The following is a 19917-nucleotide window of genomic DNA, read 5'->3' as shown; positions in this document are numbered from 1 at the left end:
ATTTTGCGTATGCGTGCCGGAGCCTGATAGTCGGGGTATGACGAACACGGGTGACGGGCGCCGGCTGGCTGCGGCGCTGATGGCGGGCAGCGGGCTGGCCAACCAGGTCGGCGCGTCCGTGGCGGCGCTCGCGTTCCCCCAGCTGGGCCCGGCCGGCGTCGTCGCGGTCCGCCAGTGGGTCGCGGCCGTCGTGCTGCTGGCGACCGGACGGCCGCGGCTGCGCGCGTTCACCACCGGGCAGTGGCGGCTCGTCCTGGCCCTGGCGCTGGTGTTCGGGACGATGAACCTCGCGCTCTACAGCGCGGTCGACCGGATCGGCCTCGGTCTGGCGGTCACGCTGGAGTTCCTCGGTCCTCTCGCGGTCGCGCTGGCGGGGTCGCGGCGGCGAGGCGACCTGCTGGGCGCGCTGGTCGCCGCGGCGGCCGTGCTGGTCCTGGTGCGGCCCCGGCCGAGCACCGACTACCTCGGCATCGGCCTGGCCCTGCTCGCGGCGGCGTGCTGGGCGAGCTACATCCTGCTCAACCGCGCCATCGGCGCGCGCATCCCCGGCGTCGAAGGCTCGGCGGCCGCCGCGGGTGCGTCCGGGCTCGCGTACGTGCCGGTCGGCGTCTTCGCGATGATCGCGCACCGGCCGGACCTCGGCGCGGTACTGGCCGCGGTGACGGCCGGCGTCCTGTCGTCGGCCGTGCCGATGCTGGCCGACCTGCTGACGCTGCGGCGGATCCCGGCGCCGGTGTTCGGCACGGTGATGAGCGTCAACCCGGTGCTGGCTGCGCTGGTCGGCTGGGTGGTGCTCGGCCAGCGCCTCGACGCGCTCGCGTGGGCGGCGATCGGCGTGATCGTCGCGGTCAACGTCCTCGCGGTGCTCAGACCTGCAGCACCGGTTCCGTCGTCGCCGTCAGCCGACGGTCCGGCTCCGCACCCGACATCGCCAGGAACCCCCGCGCCACCCGCAGCAGCAGCGGCCAGTTCTTCGGGTTCTTCTTGTCCACCCCGCCGATCAGCTGCTTGAGCATCGAGAGCGTGTCGAAGTAGATGCGCTCGCAGACGAGCTTCTCCTCGGCGTCGAACACGAAGTACGCGGTCATCCGGACGCGGAAGCGGGACCCGGTGGCGGGGATCGCGCCGAACGGGCCGAGGTGCGTGCCCAGCAGCCAGAACTCGACGACGACGGCGTCGGCGCTGTGCCGCAGCGCGATCAGCTCGTGGTGCTGGTCGGGGAACGCCACGCGCGTGTCGTGGTAGTAGCCGCGCACCGCGGCGCCGCCGTCGTGGACCGTCATCGTCGCGATCACTTCGTAGTGCGGGTGCGGGAACGTCGACAGCGTCGCGTCCCAGTCCTGGGCGACCTCGTCCCGGAAGTGGTCGAGCACCAGCCGCTGCCGCGCGGCCAGGACCTCCGGGGCGGGGATGTCGAACTCGCTCATCGCGCTCCTTGCAGCTACACCGTAGGTATCCGACGATAACCTACACTGTAGGGAACCGACCGCGGAGGATGCCGTGACCGTGCTCGACGCCGCCCTGGCCCGCGCCAAACCCGTTGTCCGCTGGAGCCTCGGCCACGCGCTCCCCCGGACCGTCCTGCGTCGCGAAGCCCGGCGCGGCGATCTCCAGGGGCGGATGGTGGTCGCCGCCGCGGACGGGCGTGACCTCACCGGGCTGTTCGAGGAGATCCGCGCCGCCGGCCCGCTCGCCCGCACCCGCTTCGGCTGGATGACCACCACGCACGCCGCGGTGCGGGAGGTGCTCGGTAGCGACGCCTTCCGCGTCGGCATCGTCGGCGCCGACGGCTCGCCGCTGGGCCGGCTCGTCGAGTGGTCGGCCGCCGAGCACCTGCACCCGGTGCGCCCGCCGTCGCTGCTGGCCGTCAACCCGCCCGAGCACACGCGCTACCGCAAGCTGGTCACCGGCGTGTTCACCGCGCGCGCCGTCGAGCAGCTGCGCGGCCGCGTCCAGGAAATCGCCGACGACCTGCTCGACCGCCTCGGCCCCGGCCCGCTCGACCTGGTCGAGTCCTACTGCGGGCTGCTGCCGGTCACCGTGATCAGCCAGATCCTCGGCGTGCCGCCCGCCGACCTCGGCAAGGTCCTCTCCCTCGGCTCGGCCGCCGCGCCCAGCCTCGACCTCGGGCTGGGGTGGCGCACGTTCCGCGACGTCGAGAGCGCGCTGGGCGAGTTCGACGCCTGGCTCGGCGAGCACCTCGACCACCTCCGCCGCCACCCCGGCGACGACCTGTTCAGCAAGCTCGTCGCGGCGCGCGACGACGGCGTCGGGCTCACCGAGACCGAGCTGAAGTCCACCGCGGGCCTGGTGCTGGCCGCCGGTTTCGAAACGACCGTCAACCTGCTCGGCAGCGGGATCGCCCTGCTCGCCGCGCACCCGGAGCAGCTGGCCGTGCTGCGCGAACGGCCGCGGCTGTGGGGCAACGCCGTCGAGGAAGTGCTGCGCCACGACCCGCCGGTGCTGCTCACCGGGCGCATCGCGACGCGCGACACCGAGGTCGTCGGCGTCCCGGTGCGACGCGGGGCGCTGGTGACCACGGTGCTGGCCGGCGCGAACCGGGACCCGGCGGTCTTCGCCGACCCGGCGGCCTTCGACGTCACCCGGGACGACGCCCGCGACCACGTCTCCTTCGGCGCCGGGCGGCACCACTGCCTCGGCGCGTCGCTGGCCCGCATGGAGGGCGAGATCGGGCTGCGGTCGATCTTCGAGCGGTTCCCCGGCCTGCGGGTGCTGCCCGGCGGCCGCCGCCGCGCGACGCGCATCCTGCGTGGCTACGAAAGCCTGCCGGCGGTGCTCGCCCCGTGACGACCCGGCGCGGCCGCCCGCCCAAGGACTCGGACACCGGCCTGTCGCGGGACCGGATCCTGCGCGAGGCCCTGGCGCTCGTCGACGAAGAAGGCCTCGACGCGGTCAGCATGCGCAAGCTCGCACGCCGGCTCGGCGTCGACCCGATGAGCCTGTACAACCACGTCGACGGCAAGGAGGCGCTGCTGGACGGGATCGCCGAGGTGCTGCTCGCCGCGATCCCCGCCACCACGCCGGGGCCGGACCTGCGGACGACGATGTCCGCGCTCGCGCACGGGTTCCGGGGCGCGGTGCTCGGTCACCCGCGCGCGGCGCCGCTCGTGCTCACCCGCCGGCTCGCGTCGCTGACCGCGCTCGAGCCGGTCGAAGCCGTGCTCGGCCCGCTGCTCGCGGCGGGCTACCCGCCGGAGCGGGCGGTGCACGGGCTGCGGGCGGTGCTGGCGTTCCTGATCGGCACGCTGATGCGCGAAGTCAGCGCGGCGCCGACGTTTTCCCACGGCAGCCGTGAGCGGCTCGAAGAGCTCGAGGCGTCCGGGCTGCCGGCCGTCGCCGCGGCGGCGCCGTACTTGGCCGTGTGCGACCACGAGACGGAGTTCGAGTTCGGGCTGCGGATCCTGCTCGACGCCCTGGCGCCCTGACTCAGCGGATCCGTTCGTGCAGGGCGGCCATCCGAGCGTCGAGGTCCGCGGCCGTGCGGGCCGCCGCGGCGAGCTCGCCCGCGAAGTCCGGCGGCACGCTGTCGGCGTACTTGTAGGACAGCTTGTGCTCCACCGCCGCCCAGAAGTCCATCGCGATGGTGCGCAGCTGGATCTCGACCTTGACCTTCTCGACCCGGTTCGACAGGAACACCGGGATGCGCACGATCAGGTGCAGGCTGCGGTAGCCGTTGGGCTTCGGCTGGGCGACGTAGTCCTTGGTGCGCAACAGTTCGACGTCGTCCTGCGCGGTGAGCATGCGGGCCACCTCGTAGACGTCGTCGACGAACGGGCAGACCACGCGGATGCCGGCGATGTCGTCGAGGACGTGCGCGACGGAGATCCAGTCTTCGCCGAGGCCGCGCCGGTGGACCTTTTCCTTGATCGCCTCCGGCCGCTTGACGCGGCTGGTGATGTGCTCGATTGGGTCGTGCTGGTGGACGAAGTCGAACTCCTCGCTGAGGATCCGCAGTTTCGTCATCAGCTCTTCGATGGCGAACTTGTACATCAGGAGGAAGCGCGGGAGCTGCCCGGCGACGGCGAACTCGTCGGCCGCTTCCCGCAGGTCCTCGGCCGCCGGGTCGGTGGTCACTGAAGCCTCGTGCTGTCGTCGGTCGTTTCCGCGCACCAGGTTACTGTGTGCTACCCGGTCAACGGCCGGCGGCGGGCCGGAGTTCCCGGCGGTCACCCGGTCGGGTCACGCCGGTTCCGGGAAGCCGTAGAGCCGGCGGGCGTTCGCGCCGAGGACGGCCGCGCGGGTGGCGGGGTCGGGCACCCAGTCGGCGAGGAGGTCGACGAGGTCGCCGTCGTTGGGCATCGGACCCCAGAAGCCGACGTGCGGCCAGTCGGAGCCGTAAACGCACCGGTCCGGCGCGGCGGAGACGAGTTCGCGCGCGAACTCCACGGTCTCGGCGTACGGCGGCTCGGCCAGCCGGTTCGCGCCGGAGAGCTTGACCCAGGCGCCGTCGGAGACCAGGCCTCGGACGCGACGGTTGTCCTTCGCGAGGTCGGGGGCGCCGAGGTGGTCGAGGACGTACGGGACGCGCAGCTTCGCCAGCCGGACCGGGTCGAGCGTGGCCGCGTCGGTGAAGAACTGCAGGTGCCAGCCGTGTTCGAGGCAGATCGCTTCGAGCGTTTCGAGGGCATCGAAACCGACACCGCCCCGCGTGAGGGTGTTGACGCGGAGCCCGGTGACGCCGGCGTCGTGGAGTTCGGCGAGGGCGGTGTCGGAAATGCCCGGGTCCACGACGGCGACGCCCTTGAGCTGCCCGGGGTGGGCGCGGAGGGTGTCGAGGAGGAGGGTGTTGTCGGTGCCGTGCACGCTGACCTGCACGAGGACGCCGTAGGTCAGCCCGGTGGCGGCGAGCATGGCGAGGTAGTCGGCGGCGGAGGCCGGTGGCGGGGTGAAGCTGCGGTGGTCGACGAACCCGGTCGCGCCGACGACGTGGGCGTGGGTGTCGACGGACCCGGGCGGCACGTCGACCCGGACCGGGGCGTGGGGCCGCGGGTCCGGGCCGGGGCAGCGGGTGAGCTTCCGCTCGGGGTCGAACTCCACCCGGTCAGTGTGGCAGGCACCGGCGGCAGCTGACGGAGGGTGTGCACCGGCCCGCCACCGGTGCACACCCTCCTGGTCTCACTTGCCCGCGGTCGCGGTTTCGGTGCTCTCGGTCGCGGTGTTGCCGTCGGTTGCCGTTGCGGTGCTACTCGCCGCCGCGGCCTGGTCGGCCACGCACTTCTCGGCCACCGCGGCCGCGGCCGCCTGCTGCTCCGCGTTCTTCTTGTTCTTGCCCTTGGCTTTCTGCTGGCCGTTGCCGTTCTGGTCGGCGGCCATGCCCTGCTGGTCCGCGGCCGAGGCGGCGGTCGCCTGGGTCACGCAGTCGAGGATCGCGGCGCAGTCTTGGGCGTTGACTTCGTTCTGAGCCGCGGCTTCGTTTTGCGCCGCGGCGTCGTTCTGGGCTGCCATGCCGTTCTGGTCGGCCATGCCGTTGCCGTTGGCCATACCGTTCTGGTTCGCCATGCCATTTTGGTCGGCCGCGCCGTTCTGATCGGCCGCGCCGTTCTGGCCGGCCATGCCGTTCTGTTCGGCATTACCGTTGCCGTTGGCCATGCTGTTCTCGTTGGCCATGCCGTTCTGATCGGCCGCGCCGTTCTGGTTGGCCATACCGTTCTCGTTGGCCATGCCGTTCTGTTCGGCCATGCCGTTCTGCTTGGCCGCGCCGTTTTCCTCGGCGGCCTTGCCGTTGTCGGCGGCCATGCCGTTGGCGTCGGCAGCGCCGGCGGCCTGGGCCACGCACTGCTCGACCACGCCGCACGCCTGGGCGGCCGCGTCGTCCTGGGCGGCCGCGTCTTGCTGGTCCGCCTTGGCGTTCGCGTCGTTCTTCGCGGCCGCCTTCTGCTTCGCCTTGCCGCCCGCCGCGCCCTGCTCGGCCATGTCGTTCTGAGCGGCCATGCCGTTTTCGGCGGCCTGCTTGCCGTTCTTGGCCTTGCCGTTCCCGTCGGCCATGCCGTTCTCGTCACCCTGCGAGGCGGCCGCGGCCTGCTCGGCGACCGCCGCGCACTGGGCCGCCACGTCGTTCGCCGCCACTGCTCCGCCGCAGCCTGCGGCCGCCCGGCGTTGCTCGATCTGGTTCACCACCGCCTGGCGGTTCGCGATCCGGGCCGCCGACTGGGCGTCCGGGGCCGCCTGCTGGCCCGCGATGAACGTCAGGTTGTTCCGCAACGCCGTGTCCAGGCCGCCGCAGCTCTCCGTCGCCGCGTTGCTCGCCGGGCTGCTGAGGGCGATCGCCGTAGCCGTCGCCCCCGCGACTCCCAGCAGCGCCGCCAGCCCGATCGTGGCCTGTTTGCGGTGTCGTCCGGTACTGCGTCCGTGGGGCATCAGCCCCTCCTCTCGGGTCGCCACCTCACCCAGGCACACGCAGCGCCGCCGTGAACGGTTCACCGGGATTCCGCCGGACGTCCACTGTGGACGCACGATCGGGCATCGACCCGCTGGTCAGCCCAGTTCGGCCAGCTGCGGCACAGCCGGGGCCAGACCCTCGATCCACGCGGCCGGCGAGCCCGTCGTCGGCGTGACGATCACCGTGCGCACGCCGAGCTTCGCGTAGTCCGCCATCGCCCGGACGAACTCGTCGCGGGTCTCCGGCGTCGGCCGCGGGTTGTTGGCCAGGATCGTCTTGCGGATCTCGTCGTAGTCGCGGCCGACCTCGTCGCAGTGGCGGCGCAGCACGTCCAGCTTGTGCTCCACATCCGACGGCGAGGAGGCGAACAGGTTGCACGCGTCGCCGTACTGCGCGACGAGCCGCAACGTCTTACGCTCTCCCCCGCCGCCGATGAGCACCTTCGGCCGGTTGATCGGCTGCGGCGAGCACAGCGTCTCGGCCAGCTGGTAGTGCTTGCCCTCGAACGGGCCGTTGTTCCGCGGGTCCCACATCTGCCCGCAGATGCGCAGCGTCTCCTCCAGCCGCTCGAACCGCTCGGCGATCGGCGGGAACGGCACGCCCATTCCCCGGTGCTCGCGCTCGAACCAGGCGGCCCCGGCGCCCAGCACGGCCCGGCCGCCCGAGAGGACGTCGAGGGTGGTGACGATCTTCGCGAGCAGGCCGGGGTGCCGGTAGGTCACGCCGGTGACGAGCAGGCCGAGCTCGATCCGGGACGTGTGCGCGGCGAGGAAGCCGAGGGTGGTGTAGCCCTCCAGCATGTTCGACTCGGCGGGCAGGCCCGTCGGCTCGATCTGGAAGTAGTGGTCCATGAAGGACAGCCAGGTCGCCCCGGCCTCCTCCGCGGCGGCGCCCACCCGGGCGAGCTCGCCGGCGATGGCGGTGGGCCCGCCGTCGATGTCGAAGATGGGGAGGTGGAAACCGAGCTCCATGAAGCGTTCTCCTGACGTGTGGTCGCGTGCCCCTCACGGTAGGACTTGGAGCGCGCTCCAGGTCAAGCCAGCGCGGCCACCAGATCGGTGGCGATCCGCCGCTCCACCGGCGACGGCACCGGCTGGACCCCGGCGGCCAGCCCGCCCGCCGCCACCGCCGCCAGGCTGCGGACCTGCAGGGTGAGCCCGAGGTCCATGGCCTGGATCGAGTTGCCGTTGGCGGCGGTCAGGTTCAGCATCCGGCCCCGGTCGAGCACGACGATCTCGCGGCCGTCGGCCAGCACGTGCCCCACCCGGCGGCCCGGCTCGCCGTAGTCGGCCGTGCGGACCGTCGCCGCCGCCAGCGCGGCCGCGTCGATCTCCCAGGCGAAGTGCCCGACGCCGGCGAGCAGCGCGCCGTCGGGCAGGGCCGCCAGCTCCGCCGCGCCGACGACACCGGGCGCGCCGGTCGCGGTGAAGACCGCCTGGGCATCGGAAAGGACCTCGACCGACGAGCCGACGCGGTGACCGTCCAAAATGGCCTGCAGCGCACGCATCGGATCGGTGTCGCACACCGAAACCCGGGCGCCGAGACGGGAAAGCGTGTCCGCGACACCCTTTCCGCACGGCCCGTAGCCGAGCACCGCCGCACGCATCCCCGGCACCATCAGGTTGGTGGCGTTGAGGAACCCCTGCACGACGCTTTGCCCCACACCGAATTCGTTTTCCACCAGCAGCTTCAGCCGCGAGTCGTTGATCACGACGACCGGGTGGCGCACCGGCGCCTCCCGCAGCCGCAAGCCACCCGTGGTGGTTTCCTCAGTGCCGCCGAGGTAGCCCGCGGGCGTGCCGGATCGCAGCAGCGACAGCGTGAGGTCGGCGCCGTTGTCGAGCGTGAGGTCCGGTTCGCATTCGAGCACCGCGGCGACGTTGCGCGCGTGGTCGGCTTCGTCGTCGGCCCGGCGGGTGTGCACCGCCACCCCGAGGTCCCGGAGCGCGGAAGCGACGTCGTCGTGGGTGGTGCCGGGCGAGCCGGTCAACGTGACCTCGACACCGGCGCCGGCCAGCAGCGTGACCAGCGCCGCGGTCTTCGGCTCGACGTGCAGGCACATCGCCAGCCGCCGCCCGGTCAGCACGGGTGCGAGCTCCTCGACGGCGGCAGCGGTCAACGGCATGTGGTTGAGCGCCCAGCGGGTACTGGAAGACATGAGTTTCCCTACGGTTGGCGGAAAAGGTGGACCCGGGAACCGGAATCCGTCAACCGTAGAAGTCGCAGCGGTACGAGTGATCGCCGAAGATCGCCCGTCCGTCCATGCCCGCCACGCTACCGCACGACCGCCAGGTCCGATGCGGCCGAGGGCGGTCGCCGGAGCTGTTCAGCTGGGACCCGACGCCGGTCCCCACGCGGCGCAACGTCGTCGTCTGGGAGTGATCAGGCCGACGCCAGGAAGCCCGCCACGTCGCCGCTGGTGGTGACCGGCACGCCCGCCGCGCGCAGGTGGTCCGCGAGCTCCGCCGACTTGCGGCCGCCCTCGATCAGGAACGGCGACGCACCGGTGCCGGGGTACGTCAGCGGGCTCGCCGCGCGCAGCGTCGCCGGGTCGCGGCCCAGCGCCAGCAGGATCGAGGCCCGGGTGAGCGGGTCCTGGCCCGCGAAGTCGAACTCGGCCGGCGCGTCCAAGGCGGCCACGGCCTTGAGCTCCCCGGTCATCCCGAGCAGAGCGGCCAGCGTGCCACCGGTGCCGGTGCCGACGGCCGTGACGCGGGCCGGGTCGAGGTTCAGCGCCGCCGCGTTGCCCTTGAGGAAGCGGACGGCGCACTTCGCGTCTTCGAGTGGCGCGGGCCAGCGCGCGGCGGGCGCCAGGCGGTAGTCGATCGAGGCGACCGCGAAGCCCCGCGCGGTCAAGGCGTCACGCAGCGGGACCAGCCGCGACCCGGCGAGCAGCGCACCCGGCCCGGCCGGCTTGCGGTTGCCGAGGACGAACCCGCCGCCGTGCAGGAACAGCACCACCGGGGCGGCGCGGGTGTCCGGGCGCGGGCGGGTGATGTCCATGGCCAGCGGGATGCCGTCCGGGCGGCAGTACTCGAGCGTGCCGCCGTCGAGCAGGGTCGAGGCGGTCTTGCCGGTGAGGTTGTCGCCGGCCGCGACGGTGCCCGCCGCGCCGGTCGCGAGCACCAGCAGGAGCACGGGGAACAGCACGACCCAGGCCGAGACGCGGCGGAACGTCGACGGCCACGGGTGCGCCCGCCGCCGCGCCACGACCAGGAAGCCGAAGAAGGCGATGACCTGCAGTGCGGCGGCGGCGTAGTCGGTGAAGCCGACGACGGTGTCGGCCGGCTGCCAGGGATCGAGCCGCGCGAGCAGGCCGAGCGGGCGGCTGGCCACCCACAGCGCCAGCACGGCGAGCGCGACGAGCGCGGTGTTGCGGGCCGCCTTGCGCGTCGGCCACCCGAGCACCACGACCACGGCAACCAGCTCGACGGCGGCGAACAGGCCGAAGAGCATGGCGTAGAACTGCCAGACCCGCCAGAGCGCGGACACGGCGGCGGCCGGGATCAGGGCCCCGCCGAGCGCGGCGAAAGCGGCGATGACCAGCACCGGACCCCGGCGCAAGGGCGGCGGCCCGGTCGTCGACGGGCGGTACGCGCTGCGCTGCCCGTCGACGACCTTCATGGCGCCAGTGTCACCCTGGTCGCGAACGAGCGCACCTACTTGCGCGAAGCCGTGTAGTTCCGGAACAGCAGGTAGGTGTCGAGGATGTCGGACGACGCGCTCTGGACCGAGCGGTAGATCCCCCACTTGGGGCGGACGTAGTCGCCTTGGTCGGGGATGTTCACGTTCGTCATGCTGCCCTGCGCCGCGACCGAGCCGCCGGTGCGGATGACGCACGCCGCCTTGCCCTTGGAGCCCGGCGTGAAGGTCCACTCGATCGTGATCCACTTGTCCCGCAGCGGCGCCAGGTCCGTGGCGGCGATGCTCGGCGAACCCGAGTTGGCGTACGCGCGGGCGTTGAGCATTTCCTTGCTGCCGCTGCGGGTCAGGTCGAGCGTCACCCACGGGCCGCCGTTGGTGGACGGCGTCTTCGTCTGGAAGATGTGGGTGAACTTGCTGGTGCCGTGCAGCGAGCCCGGGATGTACATGTCGTAGGACAGCGTCCAGGTCTCGCCGTCGTGCATCTTGAGCGTGCTGCCGCTCTGCACCATGCCCTTGGACTCGGTGCGCTGACGGTCGCCGCCGCCGGTGGTGTCGCGGTCGTCCTTCCAGATGTTGAAGCGGTAGTGGTCGCCCTCGACGACGACGTACTTGCGGTCGGGGTGGTGGTGCCCGCGGTCGGCCTCGATGCCCTCGAAGGCCTTGAGGCCGTCGGTGGCGGGGTCGGGGTGCCACAGCGTGGCCGCCTGGGCAGCGGGGGCGACAAGCAGCGACAGGCTGAGCGCGGCGACGGCGAGGGCCGTCTTGCGGGGGAATTCCGGCATCGTCGGTGTGTCCTTCCTGACGAGTCGTTCGACAGGGGTGCACATCGGTCGGCGGACGGGCCCCGGCTGGGGCTGGACATCCGATGTCTAGCGCTTTGAAGTTAGCGCTGTTCGGTGGTTGTTGGCAAGGTCGAGAGCTTCTTGGTCGACGATTCATCTGATGGGTGCGGGTTCCCGATACCAGTTGGCCAAGGCGTTGAACGCCGCCTTCGGTTCCCAAGGCACACCTTCGTACCTCTCCCCCACTCCCTCCTCCAGCACCTTCACCACGCCCCAGCTCGCCATGTCCAGGTCCGTCCGCGGGTCGGCCCGGTGCACCAGGCCGTAACACACGAACGTGCAAGCGAACGCCGCGTCCACGCCCTCCGTTTCGAACACCTCCAGCAGCTCCCGGAAGTACCGCGCCTGCTCCTGTTCGTCCCGCTCGTACACGCCGTTCAAGCGGACCGGTTCGCCGCCCTCGTACTCCAGGATTTCGCCGCAGCGGGCGCCAAGGTCGGCCGCGCCTCGGTAGGGCGTCACGCCGAACTCCGTGATCGCCACCGGCTTGCCCTGCTTCACCAGCTCGCGGATGCCCGCGCGGTACTGGTGCGCCACCTCCTTCGAGCGGTGCGCGTCCACCGAAACGATGTCGAACGGCGTCCAGTCGACCCGCTCCAGCGGGATCGCCGCGTACGTCACTCGACCGCCGAACCGCTCGCGCACCGCCGCCACCGCGCGTGCCAGGAACTCGTTGACCCGCTCCGCCAGCCCGGCCACCAGGTCCCGGGACGCCAGCAGGCCGCCCAGCCGCTCTTCGAGCCCTTCCCCCGGCAGGAAACCGTGGTTGAACAAGCTCAGCTCGGCGCCGGTCACGAACACGACCTCCGCGCCCGCCGACCGGAGCCGCTCGGCTCGGGTGGCGCCGTCGGCCAGCAGCGCGAGGATCTCCTCCTGCGTGCGGTCCCAGGGGAACGGCGAGAACCACACCTCCAGCCCGAGCGCGGCCGCCTCCCGGGCCGCGTGCTCCAGACGATCGAGGTCGGTACCGATCAGGCGCACCGCCGTGCAGTGCAGGTCGTCGCGGATGATCGTCAGCTCGCGGCGGACCAGGTCCGGGTCGAACGGCCGGTTGAACCGCCCGTCGCGCGCCAAGCCGGTGTCGTAGCCGATGCCTTTGCCTCGCATGCTGCCTCCGCAATTTAGGGTACGGACCGTACCGTACCCTAAAGCGGTAGAGTGCGGGCATGGCCGAGCAGACCCGCCGCCGAGGCGCCGCACTGGAAGACGCGATCCTGCGTGCCGCCGCGGCCGAACTCGCCGAGGCCGGCTACCCCGGCCTGACCATGGAACGGGTCGCGCAGCGGGCCGGCACCAACAAGAACGCCCTCTACCGCCGCTGGCCCAACCGCGCCGCGCTCGGCGTCGCCGCCTACCGGCACCTGGCCGAGGACACCCTCGAACCGCCCGACACCGGCAGCCTCCGCGAAGACGCGCTGACCCTGTTGCGCGCGATCAACTGCGGTCAGACCTCCCCCGCCGGCCGGATCCTCCGCGGCCTGCTGACCGGCGTCGGCGACGAGCCCGAGCTCCGGGAGCAGCTCTACGAGCGGGCCGCCGAGGGCGGCGCGAAAACCTGGCTCGACATCCTCGAGCGGGCCGTCGAGCGCGGCGAGGCCCGGCCCTCGGCACGCACGCCGCGCGTCGCCACCGTGGCGCTCGTGCTGCTGCGCAACGAGCTCCTCACCCGCGGACTGACCACAGCGGACGACGACGTGCTCGTCGGCATCGTCGACGAGGTCTACCTGCCGCTGGTCGGGGCGTAGATCGTCAGCCGCAGGGCCGGGTCCTCGTTCGCCTGGAAGGTCGCGTAGTCGAACTCTTCGGGTCCGGGCCGGTACAGCGTCTTCCGGCCGGGTCCACTGTGGATGACGTCGTGGCGGTCCCACCACGCGCTGAACTCCGGGCACCCCGCGCGCAACCGCCCGGCCAGCGCGGTGAACGCCGGGTCGCCGGCCCACAGATCGTGCGCGGCGTGGAACTGCGCCACCGCGTGCTCGGCCTGCGTGGCCCAGCCGTCGCCGAACAGCCGCCGTGCCCGCTCGTCGAGCAGCAGGTACACGAGTGCGTTCCGGTCCGCCTCCGGCACCACGCCGAAGTCGGTGAACAACGCGGCCGCCGGCGGGTTCCAGGCCAGCACGTCCCAACGGCGGCCGGTCACGTACGCCGGCTGGGTCAGGCCCTCGACGAGCCGCCGAGTGGCGTCCGGGACGCGCTCGCGGCGGAACGCGGTCCGGGCCGGGTTCCGCGCCAGGGCCCGCAGGTGCGCGCGCTCGGTGTCGTCCAGCCGGAGCGCGCGGGCGAGCGCCTCGACGGTCGTGGATGACGGGCTGACCGTGCGGCCCTGCTCGAGCCGGATGTACCAGTCGACGCCGATGCCGGCCAGCTCGGCGACCTCCTCGCGCCGCAGGCCCGGCGTCCGGCGCCGCCGCCGGTCCGGCAGACCCAGCGCCGCCGGGCTCAGCCGCTCACGCCGGGACCGCAGGAACTCGCCCAGCCCGGCCCGGGCCGCGTCCGGCATGACGACCTCCGCCTGGCACTCGACAGTCCCAGGATGATACCAGGCCTGGCTGCGCCTCCCGAATTCTCCGATGCTCGGACCATGCGAGCTGCTCTCCTCGAAGAATTCGGCAAACCCCTGTCCGTGCACGAAGTTCCCGCGCCGGTGCTCGGCACCGGCGAAGTCCTCGTCGACGTCGTCGCCGCGCCCGTGCTGCCCTACGCGGCGGAGGTGTTCCGCGGCGACCGGAACTACCAGCTGACGCTGCCGGTCGTGCCGGGCGCGGGCGCGGTCGGCCGGGTGCGGGCGACCGGCCCCGACGCGACCCGCCTGGCTGCCGGTGACTGGGTGCTCTGCGACCCGGTGATCCGCGCCCGCGACGACGCGCGCACCCCGGACATCACGCTGCAGGGGCTGAGCGCGCGCGGCGAAGGCGGCCTGGTCCTGCAGCGCTACTTCGGCCACGGCGCCTACGCCGAGCAGCTCCTCCTCCCGACCGAGAACGCGATCCCGCTCGGGCCGATCGACCCGGCGGAGGCCGGCCGGTGGACCGCGCTCACCCTCTGTCTCGTGCCGTACGGCGGGCTGCTCGCGGCCGATCTCCGCCCTGGCGAGACGGTGCTGGTCAGCGGCGCCACCGGGAACTTCGGCAGCACGGGGGTCGCGGTCGCGCTGGCCATGGGCGCGGCGTGCGTGGTGGCGCCGGGTCGCGACGAAGCCGCACTCGCCGACTTGCAACGGCGCTTCGGCGCCCGCGTCCGGACCGTGCGGCTCACTGGTGACGGCGACACGGCCCGCCTGGGTGCCGCGGCACCCGGGCCGATCGACGTCGTGCTCGACCTGCTGCCGCCGTCCGCGAGCACCGCGCCGGTGCGGGCCGCGGCGATGGCGGTCCGCGAGTACGGCCGGGTCGTGCTGATGGGCGGCGTCGGCATGCTCGGCGGCGACGATCTCGCTCTTCCCTACCCCTGGCTGATGCGCAACAGCGTCACCGTGCGCGGCCAGTGGATGGCCCCGCGGACGGCCAACGCGGGCCTGATCGCGCTGGCTCGCGCCGGTCTGCTGGACCTCGGCCAGTTCGCCGTCACGGAGTTCGCCCTCGACGAAATCGGCGCCGCGCTGGACCACGCGGCGAGCGGCCGGACGCGCTTCGCCCTCACCGTGGTGCGTCCTTGAGTAGCTTCGAAGCATGACCCGGCTCGCCCGTCACGACCAGATCGCCGCCGCCCTCGCCGCCGCCCCCGACGACCTCCTCGACACCGCGCGCCCGCTCGGCGCCGGGATCGGCGGCTCGACCTGGCTGCTGACCGTGGCGGGTGAGCCGGTCTTCGTGAAGCGCGTCGCGCTCACCGACCTCGAGGTCCGCCACGAGGGCTCGACCGCCGAGCTCCACGGGCTGCCACCCTGGTACCACTACGGTGTGGGTTCCGCGGGCATCAGCGCCTGGCGAGAGCTGAGCGCGCACCTCGCCGCCACCGAGTGGGTCCGCACCGGGCAGTGCGAGAACTTCCCGCTCCTGCACCACTGGCGGGTCCGGCCCGGGCTACCGCGCCCCCGCACGGACATCGAGGAGGACGTCGCGTTCTGGCACGGCGACCCGGGCGTCCGGCGCCGACTGTCCGCCCTCACCGAATCCACCACCGACCTCGTGCTGTTCCTCGAGTACTTCCCGCGGAACCTCGCGGACTGGCTCGGCGACAACCCGGCCGGCCTTGGCCCGGCCCACCGCGACCTGCGTGCGGCCACCGACTTCCTGGCCGGTCAGGGCGTCCAGCACTTCGACGCGCACTTCGCGAACATCCTGACCGACGGGGACCGGCTCTACCTCGGCGACTTCGGGCTCATGGCGATGCCGGAGTTCGAGCTTTCGAGCGCCGAAGCGGAGTTCCTCGACGACCACTCCCGGCACGACCAGGCCTACGTGCTGGCCCGCTTGACGAACTGGGCCGTGCGCAACGACCTCGACGAGCCGGACCTGCGCGACCGCTACGCCGCGCTGGCCGAGGTCGTCAACGACTTCTACTTCGCGCTGCACACCGAAAGCCGCAAGACGCCTTACCCGCGCGACGAAATCGCTCGGCAGCTGGCGCTGGCCGGCTTGCCCGCGAACCGGTCACCCAGGTAGTTCACGACGTCGCCGGCCGAGAACGCCGGCGTCATCACGTGCGATCAGAAGGTGTCTTCGGCGATCAACCGGTCCAGCGCGCGCTCGGCGACGGCGGCGATGGTCATCGACGGGTTGCAGGCGGCGGTCGTCCCGGGCATCAGGGCGCCGTCGAGCACGAAGAGGCCGCGGTGGCCGAGGACGCGGCCTTCGAGGTCGCAGACCGAGCCCAGCGCGGCGCCGCCGAGCGGGTGCCACGTGCTCGGCACGACGGCCGTGGTGTCGAGCAGGACGCCGAGCGGCCCGGCGATGCGGGAGATCCGTTCGTGGATGCGTGCGCTCAGCTTCGCGTCGGCGTTCGAGGGCCAGTGCAGGACGGCGTCGTCCTTCGCGGCGTCGTAGACGAACCGGCCGCGCCCGGCGCTGATGCCGTAGCCGACGAGCATCGTCGTCCGCAGGTCCGGCAGTGGCGGCAGCGACGCCTGGATGACGGTGTTGGCCGTCGCGGGGTCGGCCCATTCCTTGCTGCCGTAGACGACCGGGCCGCCCTGGGGCGCGCCGAAGTCGTCGGCCAGGTTCGTCCAGGTGTAGATGCGGTCGCCGTTGGTGCCCCAGCCGGCGCCGAGCGCGTCGGGCAGGTCGGGGATGGCGCCTTTCGCGCCGGCGCGCATCAGCAGCCGGGTCGTGCCGGCGGTCCCGGCCGCCATGACGAGCGACTTCGCGGTGAGAACCTTCTTCTCCAGCACCGTGCCGGCGGTGTCGATGCGGTCGACGTGGACCTCCCAGCGGCCGTCCGGCGCGAGCGCGACGTCGGTGACGTGGTGCAGGACCTCGACGGTGCAGCGGCCGGTGGCCTCGGCGGCCGCGAGGTAGGTGACGTCGACCGAGTGCTTGCCGCCGTTGTTGACGCCGAGCGCGCAGTCGCCGTTGGTGTAGGACGGTTTCATGTCGCCGTCGAGCTCGCGCAGCGCGTAGTCCCAGTCGATCGGCATCGGGATCTTCTCGACGGCGTAACCCGCCGCGCGTGCGTTGCGGGCGAAGACCCGCGAAGCCTGGTAGGTCTTGCTTTCGACGAGCGCGTCCGGCGCGGTCGCGATGCCCAGCATGCGGGCGACGCGCGGGTAGTACTCGGCGTCGAGGCGGGCGTAGTCGAGCTGCTCGGGGAAGCAGGCGTGGAAGAGCTCGGCGGTCGGCTGCAGCGTCATGCCCTGGTAGACCAGCGATCCGCCGCCGACACCGGCCGCGCACATCATGCTCATGCCCTGGCCGCTCACCTGCTCCAGCAGCCCGGTGTAGCGCTCGAACGGCGGCAGCGAGGGCAGGCCCGGCAGCGACGGCGCGGAGCCGAGCCAGAAGATCCGCTTGTCGGGCGACGTCGGGTGCGGGAACGTCTCGGCGTCCGGACCGGTCGGCCAGCGGCGGCCGCGTTCGAGCACCAGCACCGGCACGCCGGCCTGGGCCAGCCGCAACGCCGTGACACCGCCGCCGAACCCGGAGCCGATGATCACGACCCGGTGCTCTTCGCGGGTGGTCGGGATCCGGGCCGCGCCGAGCGTGGCGGCGCCCGCGACGGCGGCCGCGCCCCGCAGGACGGTACGGCGGTTCAGGCGGCGCATGGGCGGCTCCTTCGGCGACGGTGACGTTGCGTGAATGTACGAATCCGAACCGAGAGATGGAACGGATTGCCGGTCTCACTACTCACGAGTAATGTCCGGGCCATGCGCGCTGTGCGACCGTCCGCGGCCGTGCCCCGGCGCGTCGACGCCCGCCGCAACCGCGAGGCGATCCTCCGCGCCGCCGACGAAGCGTTCAGCGAAGACGCCGACGTCGTCCTGGACGAGGTCGCCCGCCGCGCGGGCCTCGGCCGGGCGACGGTCTACCGGCACTTCCCCGACCGCACGGCGCTGGCCTTCGCCGTCGCCGCCCACCACCTCGCGGCGTTCAAGAACCTGGTGCGGGGCAAGGAGTCCTTCCGCGAGCTGCTGCGGGCGGTGCTGGCGATGCAGGCCCGGCGGCGGCCGCTGGTCAAGCTGTTCCGGGAGCTGCCCGAGCACAACCAGCGGCAGTACACCCAAGCCCTGGTTTCGTTGCTACGCCCGGCTTTCGAAAGCGCGCAGCAGGAGGGCAGCGTCCGCGCGGACCTCGAGCCGGCGGACTTGGCGCTGCTGTTCGAAATGCACGAAGCCGCGCTCGTGCCGGGGCTCGGATCCCGCGAGCCGGCGGCACGCTTGGTCCGCGTCTTCCTGGACGGCCTCGCCGCCCCGGCGCAACTTTCCCAGGTCGAACCACAAAAAGGTGGTTGACCGCCGCGACGGGTGGGTACTTTCCCGACGCCGCAGGATCACGGCCCGTCCCCCTCTGGAGCCCACGATGAGCAACGACTCAGGAGCTTGGCACGCGAAGTTGCAGCGCGAACAGGAAGCCATCGAGCGCAAGCGGGCCAAACGAGCCACCCGCCCGGCGACGACGACCGCTTCCGCCGCACCGCGCTGATCGTCCACAAAGGATCATTCGACGGGTTCGCCGGTGAGCAACGCCGTCGCGTACCTGCCGAACGCCGCCACGAGCCGGCTCTGCTCCCCCGCCCTGGTCGCCACCGCCACCTGGCTCGGCTCGACGTCCGCCAGCGGGACCGTCGTCAAGTCCGCGCGCAAGCTGCTCACCGTGCCCGGGCCCGCCGGGACGATCGCCAGCGCTTCGCCGCTCGCGACGAGCTCGAACTTGTCCTCCACCGCGCTCAGCCACGGGCCGTCCGGGGCGGGGCGGCCGTCGGGGCGGGGGTCCACCCGCCAGAACGCGTCCCACTCCGGGTCGCTCGCGCGGGGCAGGGGCTCGTCGGCGATGTCGGCCAGCGTCACCGACTCCTTGCCCGCCAGCCGGTGGTCGCGGGGCAGCAGCAGCACCCTCGGCTCGTCGTACAGCACCGTCACGCGCAGCCCGGCCGCCCGCAGGGGCAGCCGGACCACGATGACGTCGACGCGGTGCTCCAGCAACGCCGCCCGCGCGTCGTCCCAGGCGAGGTGCTGGGTGCGTGCCTCCGCCTCGGGGTGGCGGCGGCGTAGCTCGCGCACCGCCGGGGTGATGATCAGGTTCCCGGTGTAGCCGACGGTGATCCGGCTCGGCCGGGCGATCGCCCGCGCGTGCGCGGCGGCGCCGGCCGCGGCGCTCAGCACCTCGAGGGCGAGCGGGAGGAACGCTTCGCCGGCCTCGGTCAGCTTCGTGCCCTGCGGTGTGCGGTCCAGCAGCCGCGCCCCCACCTGCTGTTCCAGCCGCAGGATCTGCCGGCTCAGCGACGACTGGGTCAGGTGCAGCTCGCCGGCGGCTCGGCCGAAGTGCCGCAGCCGCGCGACGACGGTGAAGCCACGCACGAGCCGCAGGTCCAGGTCGGTCATGCCGCCAGCCTAGCGCGTTGAGCTGGGGTGATGCACAAATCGCATCACGCTTCGCGAAACGCTCATTGGACCGCGTGCCTTCGGTGGTCACAAGGTGGAAGGGAGACCACCACTCACCGGAGGATGCACAGTGAAGCTGGGACCCGTCGGCGTCTACCTGCCGATTTCGTTCACCCACACCGCTTCGGCCGACGCGCAGCGCGAAGGCGCGCGCCGGCTGGAAGCCGCCGGGTACCCGACCGTCTGGACCAACGAGGTCGTCGGCGGCAAGGACGCCCTGGTGCAGCTGGCGATCCTGCTGGGCGCCACCGAAACACTGCGGTTCGGCACCGGCATCGCGAACATCTGGGCCCGCGAACCGCAGGTGCTGCACGCGGCGGCGGCCCAGCTCGCGGCCGCCCACCCGGACCGGTTCGTGCTCGGGATCGGCGCCGGCCACCCGGCGCAGGCCGCGGCGCTGGGCCGCGACTACGGCAACCCGGTGGAGACGATGCGCGGTTACCTGACCCGGATGGACGCGCAGACCTGGCCACCCGCCCCCGAAGCGGCCTACCCCCGGATCCTCGGCGCGAACGGCCCGAAGATGCTGGCCCTGGCCGCCGAGCTCACCGACGGCGCGTACCCGGCGAACCTGCCCCCGGCGTTCACCGCCGAGACCCGCGCGCTGCTCGGCCCGGACAAGCTCCTCGTCGTCGGGCTGTCCGTCGTCGACGGCGGCGCCGAGGCCGCCCGCGAGAAGATCGCCGGCAGCCTGGGCCTCGGGTGGTACGGGAAAGCGTTGCGGCGTCTGGGTTTCGCCCTCGACGACCACGACGCGCTGGCCGAGGCGATCGTGGCGCACGGGAGTCCGGCCGCGATCGCGGCCAAGGCGGCCGAGCACCTGGCCGCGGGCGCGGACCACGTGCTGCTGATGCCGCCGACGACCGACGACTTCCTCGCCGACGTCGCGGCACTGGAGCGGCTGGCTCCCGCGTTCGGGTGAGCGGAGCGGCGGGGCCCGCGACCGGGTCCCGCCATCCGGCCCTTGACCACCGGACACGGCGGACTTTATGGTC

Annotated in this window: 20 protein-coding genes and 1 pseudogene; 9 read left to right on the top strand and 12 right to left on the bottom strand. The window is 72.7% G+C overall.

Annotation, left to right across the window (positions count from 1 at the left end; translation table 11 throughout):
- The first annotated feature begins 37 nt into the window (after nucleotides 1-37).
- A complete protein-coding gene (locus tag M8542_RS20300) occupies nucleotides 38-1012 on the top strand; it encodes an EamA family transporter (RefSeq protein WP_257921779.1) in 975 nt (324 codons plus the stop codon).
- Between the two features lie 46 nt (nucleotides 1013-1058).
- Here M8542_RS20300 and M8542_RS20295 read toward each other — a convergent pair.
- Nucleotides 1059-1427: pseudogene (locus M8542_RS20295) on the bottom strand (ester cyclase); the annotation flags it as partial.
- A gap of 79 nt (nucleotides 1428-1506) precedes the next feature.
- On the opposite strand from M8542_RS20295, the gene M8542_RS20290 reads away from it, so the two are divergent.
- Nucleotides 1507-2808 (top strand): cytochrome P450, encoded by a 1302-nt coding sequence (locus M8542_RS20290; RefSeq protein ID WP_257921825.1) that lies wholly within the window; start codon nucleotides 1507-1509, stop codon nucleotides 2806-2808.
- Nucleotides 2805-3446, top strand: coding sequence for a TetR/AcrR family transcriptional regulator C-terminal domain-containing protein (locus M8542_RS20285; protein ID WP_257921778.1), 642 nt, complete (start codon nucleotides 2805-2807; stop codon nucleotides 3444-3446). Before M8542_RS20290 ends, M8542_RS20285 begins: the two co-directional genes overlap by 4 nt.
- Before the next feature lies 1 nt (nucleotide 3447).
- Here the strand turns inward: M8542_RS20285 and M8542_RS20280 are convergent, their stop codons facing one another.
- The 8 genes from M8542_RS20280 to M8542_RS20245 all read right to left on the bottom strand — a co-directional run bounded on the left by M8542_RS20280 (nucleotide 3448) and on the right by M8542_RS20245 (nucleotide 11994).
- The gene (locus tag M8542_RS20280) at nucleotides 3448-4095 is read right to left on the bottom strand and encodes a GTP pyrophosphokinase (protein ID WP_257921777.1); all 648 of its coding nucleotides are present in this window, start codon (nucleotides 4093-4095) and stop codon (nucleotides 3448-3450) included.
- 105 nt (nucleotides 4096-4200) lie between these two features.
- On the bottom strand, nucleotides 4201-5058 hold the full coding sequence (locus M8542_RS20275; protein ID WP_257921776.1) for an amidohydrolase family protein: 858 nt from the start codon (nucleotides 5056-5058) through the stop codon (nucleotides 4201-4203).
- Between the two features lie 78 nt (nucleotides 5059-5136).
- Nucleotides 5137-6378, bottom strand: a complete 1242-nt coding sequence (locus tag M8542_RS20270) for a hypothetical protein (RefSeq protein ID WP_257921775.1) — start codon at nucleotides 6376-6378, stop codon at nucleotides 5137-5139.
- Nucleotides 6379-6495: 117 nt separating this feature from the next.
- Entirely contained in the window at nucleotides 6496-7371 is an 876-nt protein-coding gene (locus M8542_RS20265; protein ID WP_257921774.1) for an LLM class F420-dependent oxidoreductase, read from the bottom strand.
- A 62-nt stretch (nucleotides 7372-7433) separates the two neighbouring features.
- A complete protein-coding gene (locus tag M8542_RS20260; protein ID WP_257921773.1) occupies nucleotides 7434-8558 on the bottom strand; it encodes an adenosylhomocysteinase in 1125 nt (374 codons plus the stop codon).
- 224 nt (nucleotides 8559-8782) lie between these two features.
- A complete protein-coding gene (locus tag M8542_RS20255) occupies nucleotides 8783-10024 on the bottom strand; it encodes an alpha/beta hydrolase (RefSeq protein ID WP_257921772.1) in 1242 nt (413 codons plus the stop codon).
- Between the two features lie 35 nt (nucleotides 10025-10059).
- The gene (locus tag M8542_RS20250) at nucleotides 10060-10827 is read right to left on the bottom strand and encodes a hypothetical protein (protein WP_257921771.1); all 768 of its coding nucleotides are present in this window, start codon (nucleotides 10825-10827) and stop codon (nucleotides 10060-10062) included.
- Between the two features lie 153 nt (nucleotides 10828-10980).
- Entirely contained in the window at nucleotides 10981-11994 is a 1014-nt protein-coding gene (locus M8542_RS20245) for a glycoside hydrolase family 113 protein (protein ID WP_257921770.1), read from the bottom strand.
- Between the two features lie 59 nt (nucleotides 11995-12053).
- On the opposite strand from M8542_RS20245, the gene M8542_RS20240 reads away from it, so the two are divergent.
- A complete protein-coding gene (locus M8542_RS20240) occupies nucleotides 12054-12632 on the top strand; it encodes a TetR/AcrR family transcriptional regulator (RefSeq protein WP_257921769.1) in 579 nt (192 codons plus the stop codon).
- Here the strand turns inward: M8542_RS20240 and M8542_RS20235 are convergent.
- The gene (locus tag M8542_RS20235) at nucleotides 12608-13387 is read right to left on the bottom strand and encodes a helix-turn-helix transcriptional regulator (RefSeq protein ID WP_257921768.1); all 780 of its coding nucleotides are present in this window, start codon (nucleotides 13385-13387) and stop codon (nucleotides 12608-12610) included. The two genes, M8542_RS20240 and M8542_RS20235, sit on opposite strands and share 25 nt — an antisense overlap.
- Nucleotides 13388-13468: 81 nt before the next feature.
- On the opposite strand from M8542_RS20235, the gene M8542_RS20230 reads away from it, so the two are divergent.
- Nucleotides 13469-14542 carry an alcohol dehydrogenase catalytic domain-containing protein gene (locus M8542_RS20230; protein ID WP_257921767.1) on the top strand — a complete coding sequence of 358 codons (1074 nt, stop codon included), beginning with the start codon at nucleotides 13469-13471 and terminating at the stop codon, nucleotides 14540-14542.
- Nucleotides 14543-14555: 13 nt separating this feature from the next.
- Nucleotides 14556-15491 (top strand): protein kinase family protein, encoded by a 936-nt coding sequence (locus tag M8542_RS20225; RefSeq protein WP_257921766.1) that lies wholly within the window; start codon nucleotides 14556-14558, stop codon nucleotides 15489-15491.
- 44 nt (nucleotides 15492-15535) lie between these two features.
- Here the strand turns inward: M8542_RS20225 and M8542_RS20220 are convergent, their stop codons facing one another.
- Nucleotides 15536-17086 carry a GMC oxidoreductase gene (locus M8542_RS20220; protein WP_257921765.1) on the bottom strand — a complete coding sequence of 517 codons (1551 nt, stop codon included), beginning with the start codon at nucleotides 17084-17086 and terminating at the stop codon, nucleotides 15536-15538.
- A gap of 102 nt (nucleotides 17087-17188) precedes the next feature.
- Between M8542_RS20220 and M8542_RS20215 the strand changes: the two genes are divergently transcribed.
- On the top strand, nucleotides 17189-17773 hold the full coding sequence (locus M8542_RS20215) for a TetR/AcrR family transcriptional regulator (RefSeq protein WP_257921764.1): 585 nt from the start codon (nucleotides 17189-17191) through the stop codon (nucleotides 17771-17773).
- 67 nt (nucleotides 17774-17840) lie between these two features.
- Nucleotides 17841-17963, top strand: coding sequence for a hypothetical protein (locus M8542_RS20210; RefSeq protein WP_257921763.1), 123 nt, complete (start codon nucleotides 17841-17843; stop codon nucleotides 17961-17963).
- A 14-nt stretch (nucleotides 17964-17977) separates the two neighbouring features.
- Here M8542_RS20210 and M8542_RS20205 read toward each other — a convergent pair whose 3' ends face one another.
- Nucleotides 17978-18862, bottom strand: a complete 885-nt coding sequence (locus M8542_RS20205; protein WP_257921762.1) for a LysR family transcriptional regulator — start codon at nucleotides 18860-18862, stop codon at nucleotides 17978-17980.
- 130 nt (nucleotides 18863-18992) lie between these two features.
- Between M8542_RS20205 and M8542_RS20200 the strand changes: the two genes are divergently transcribed.
- Nucleotides 18993-19844 (top strand): LLM class flavin-dependent oxidoreductase, encoded by an 852-nt coding sequence (locus M8542_RS20200; RefSeq protein ID WP_257921761.1) that lies wholly within the window; start codon nucleotides 18993-18995, stop codon nucleotides 19842-19844.
- Nucleotides 19845-19917: the final 73 nt, after the last annotated feature.

Source organism: Amycolatopsis iheyensis (assembly GCF_024703995.1).
Taxonomy (GTDB): domain Bacteria; phylum Actinomycetota; class Actinomycetes; order Mycobacteriales; family Pseudonocardiaceae; genus Amycolatopsis; species Amycolatopsis iheyensis.
The sequence above is the reverse complement of the archived record's forward strand: the minus strand, read 5'-3'. Positions and strand labels throughout refer to the sequence as shown.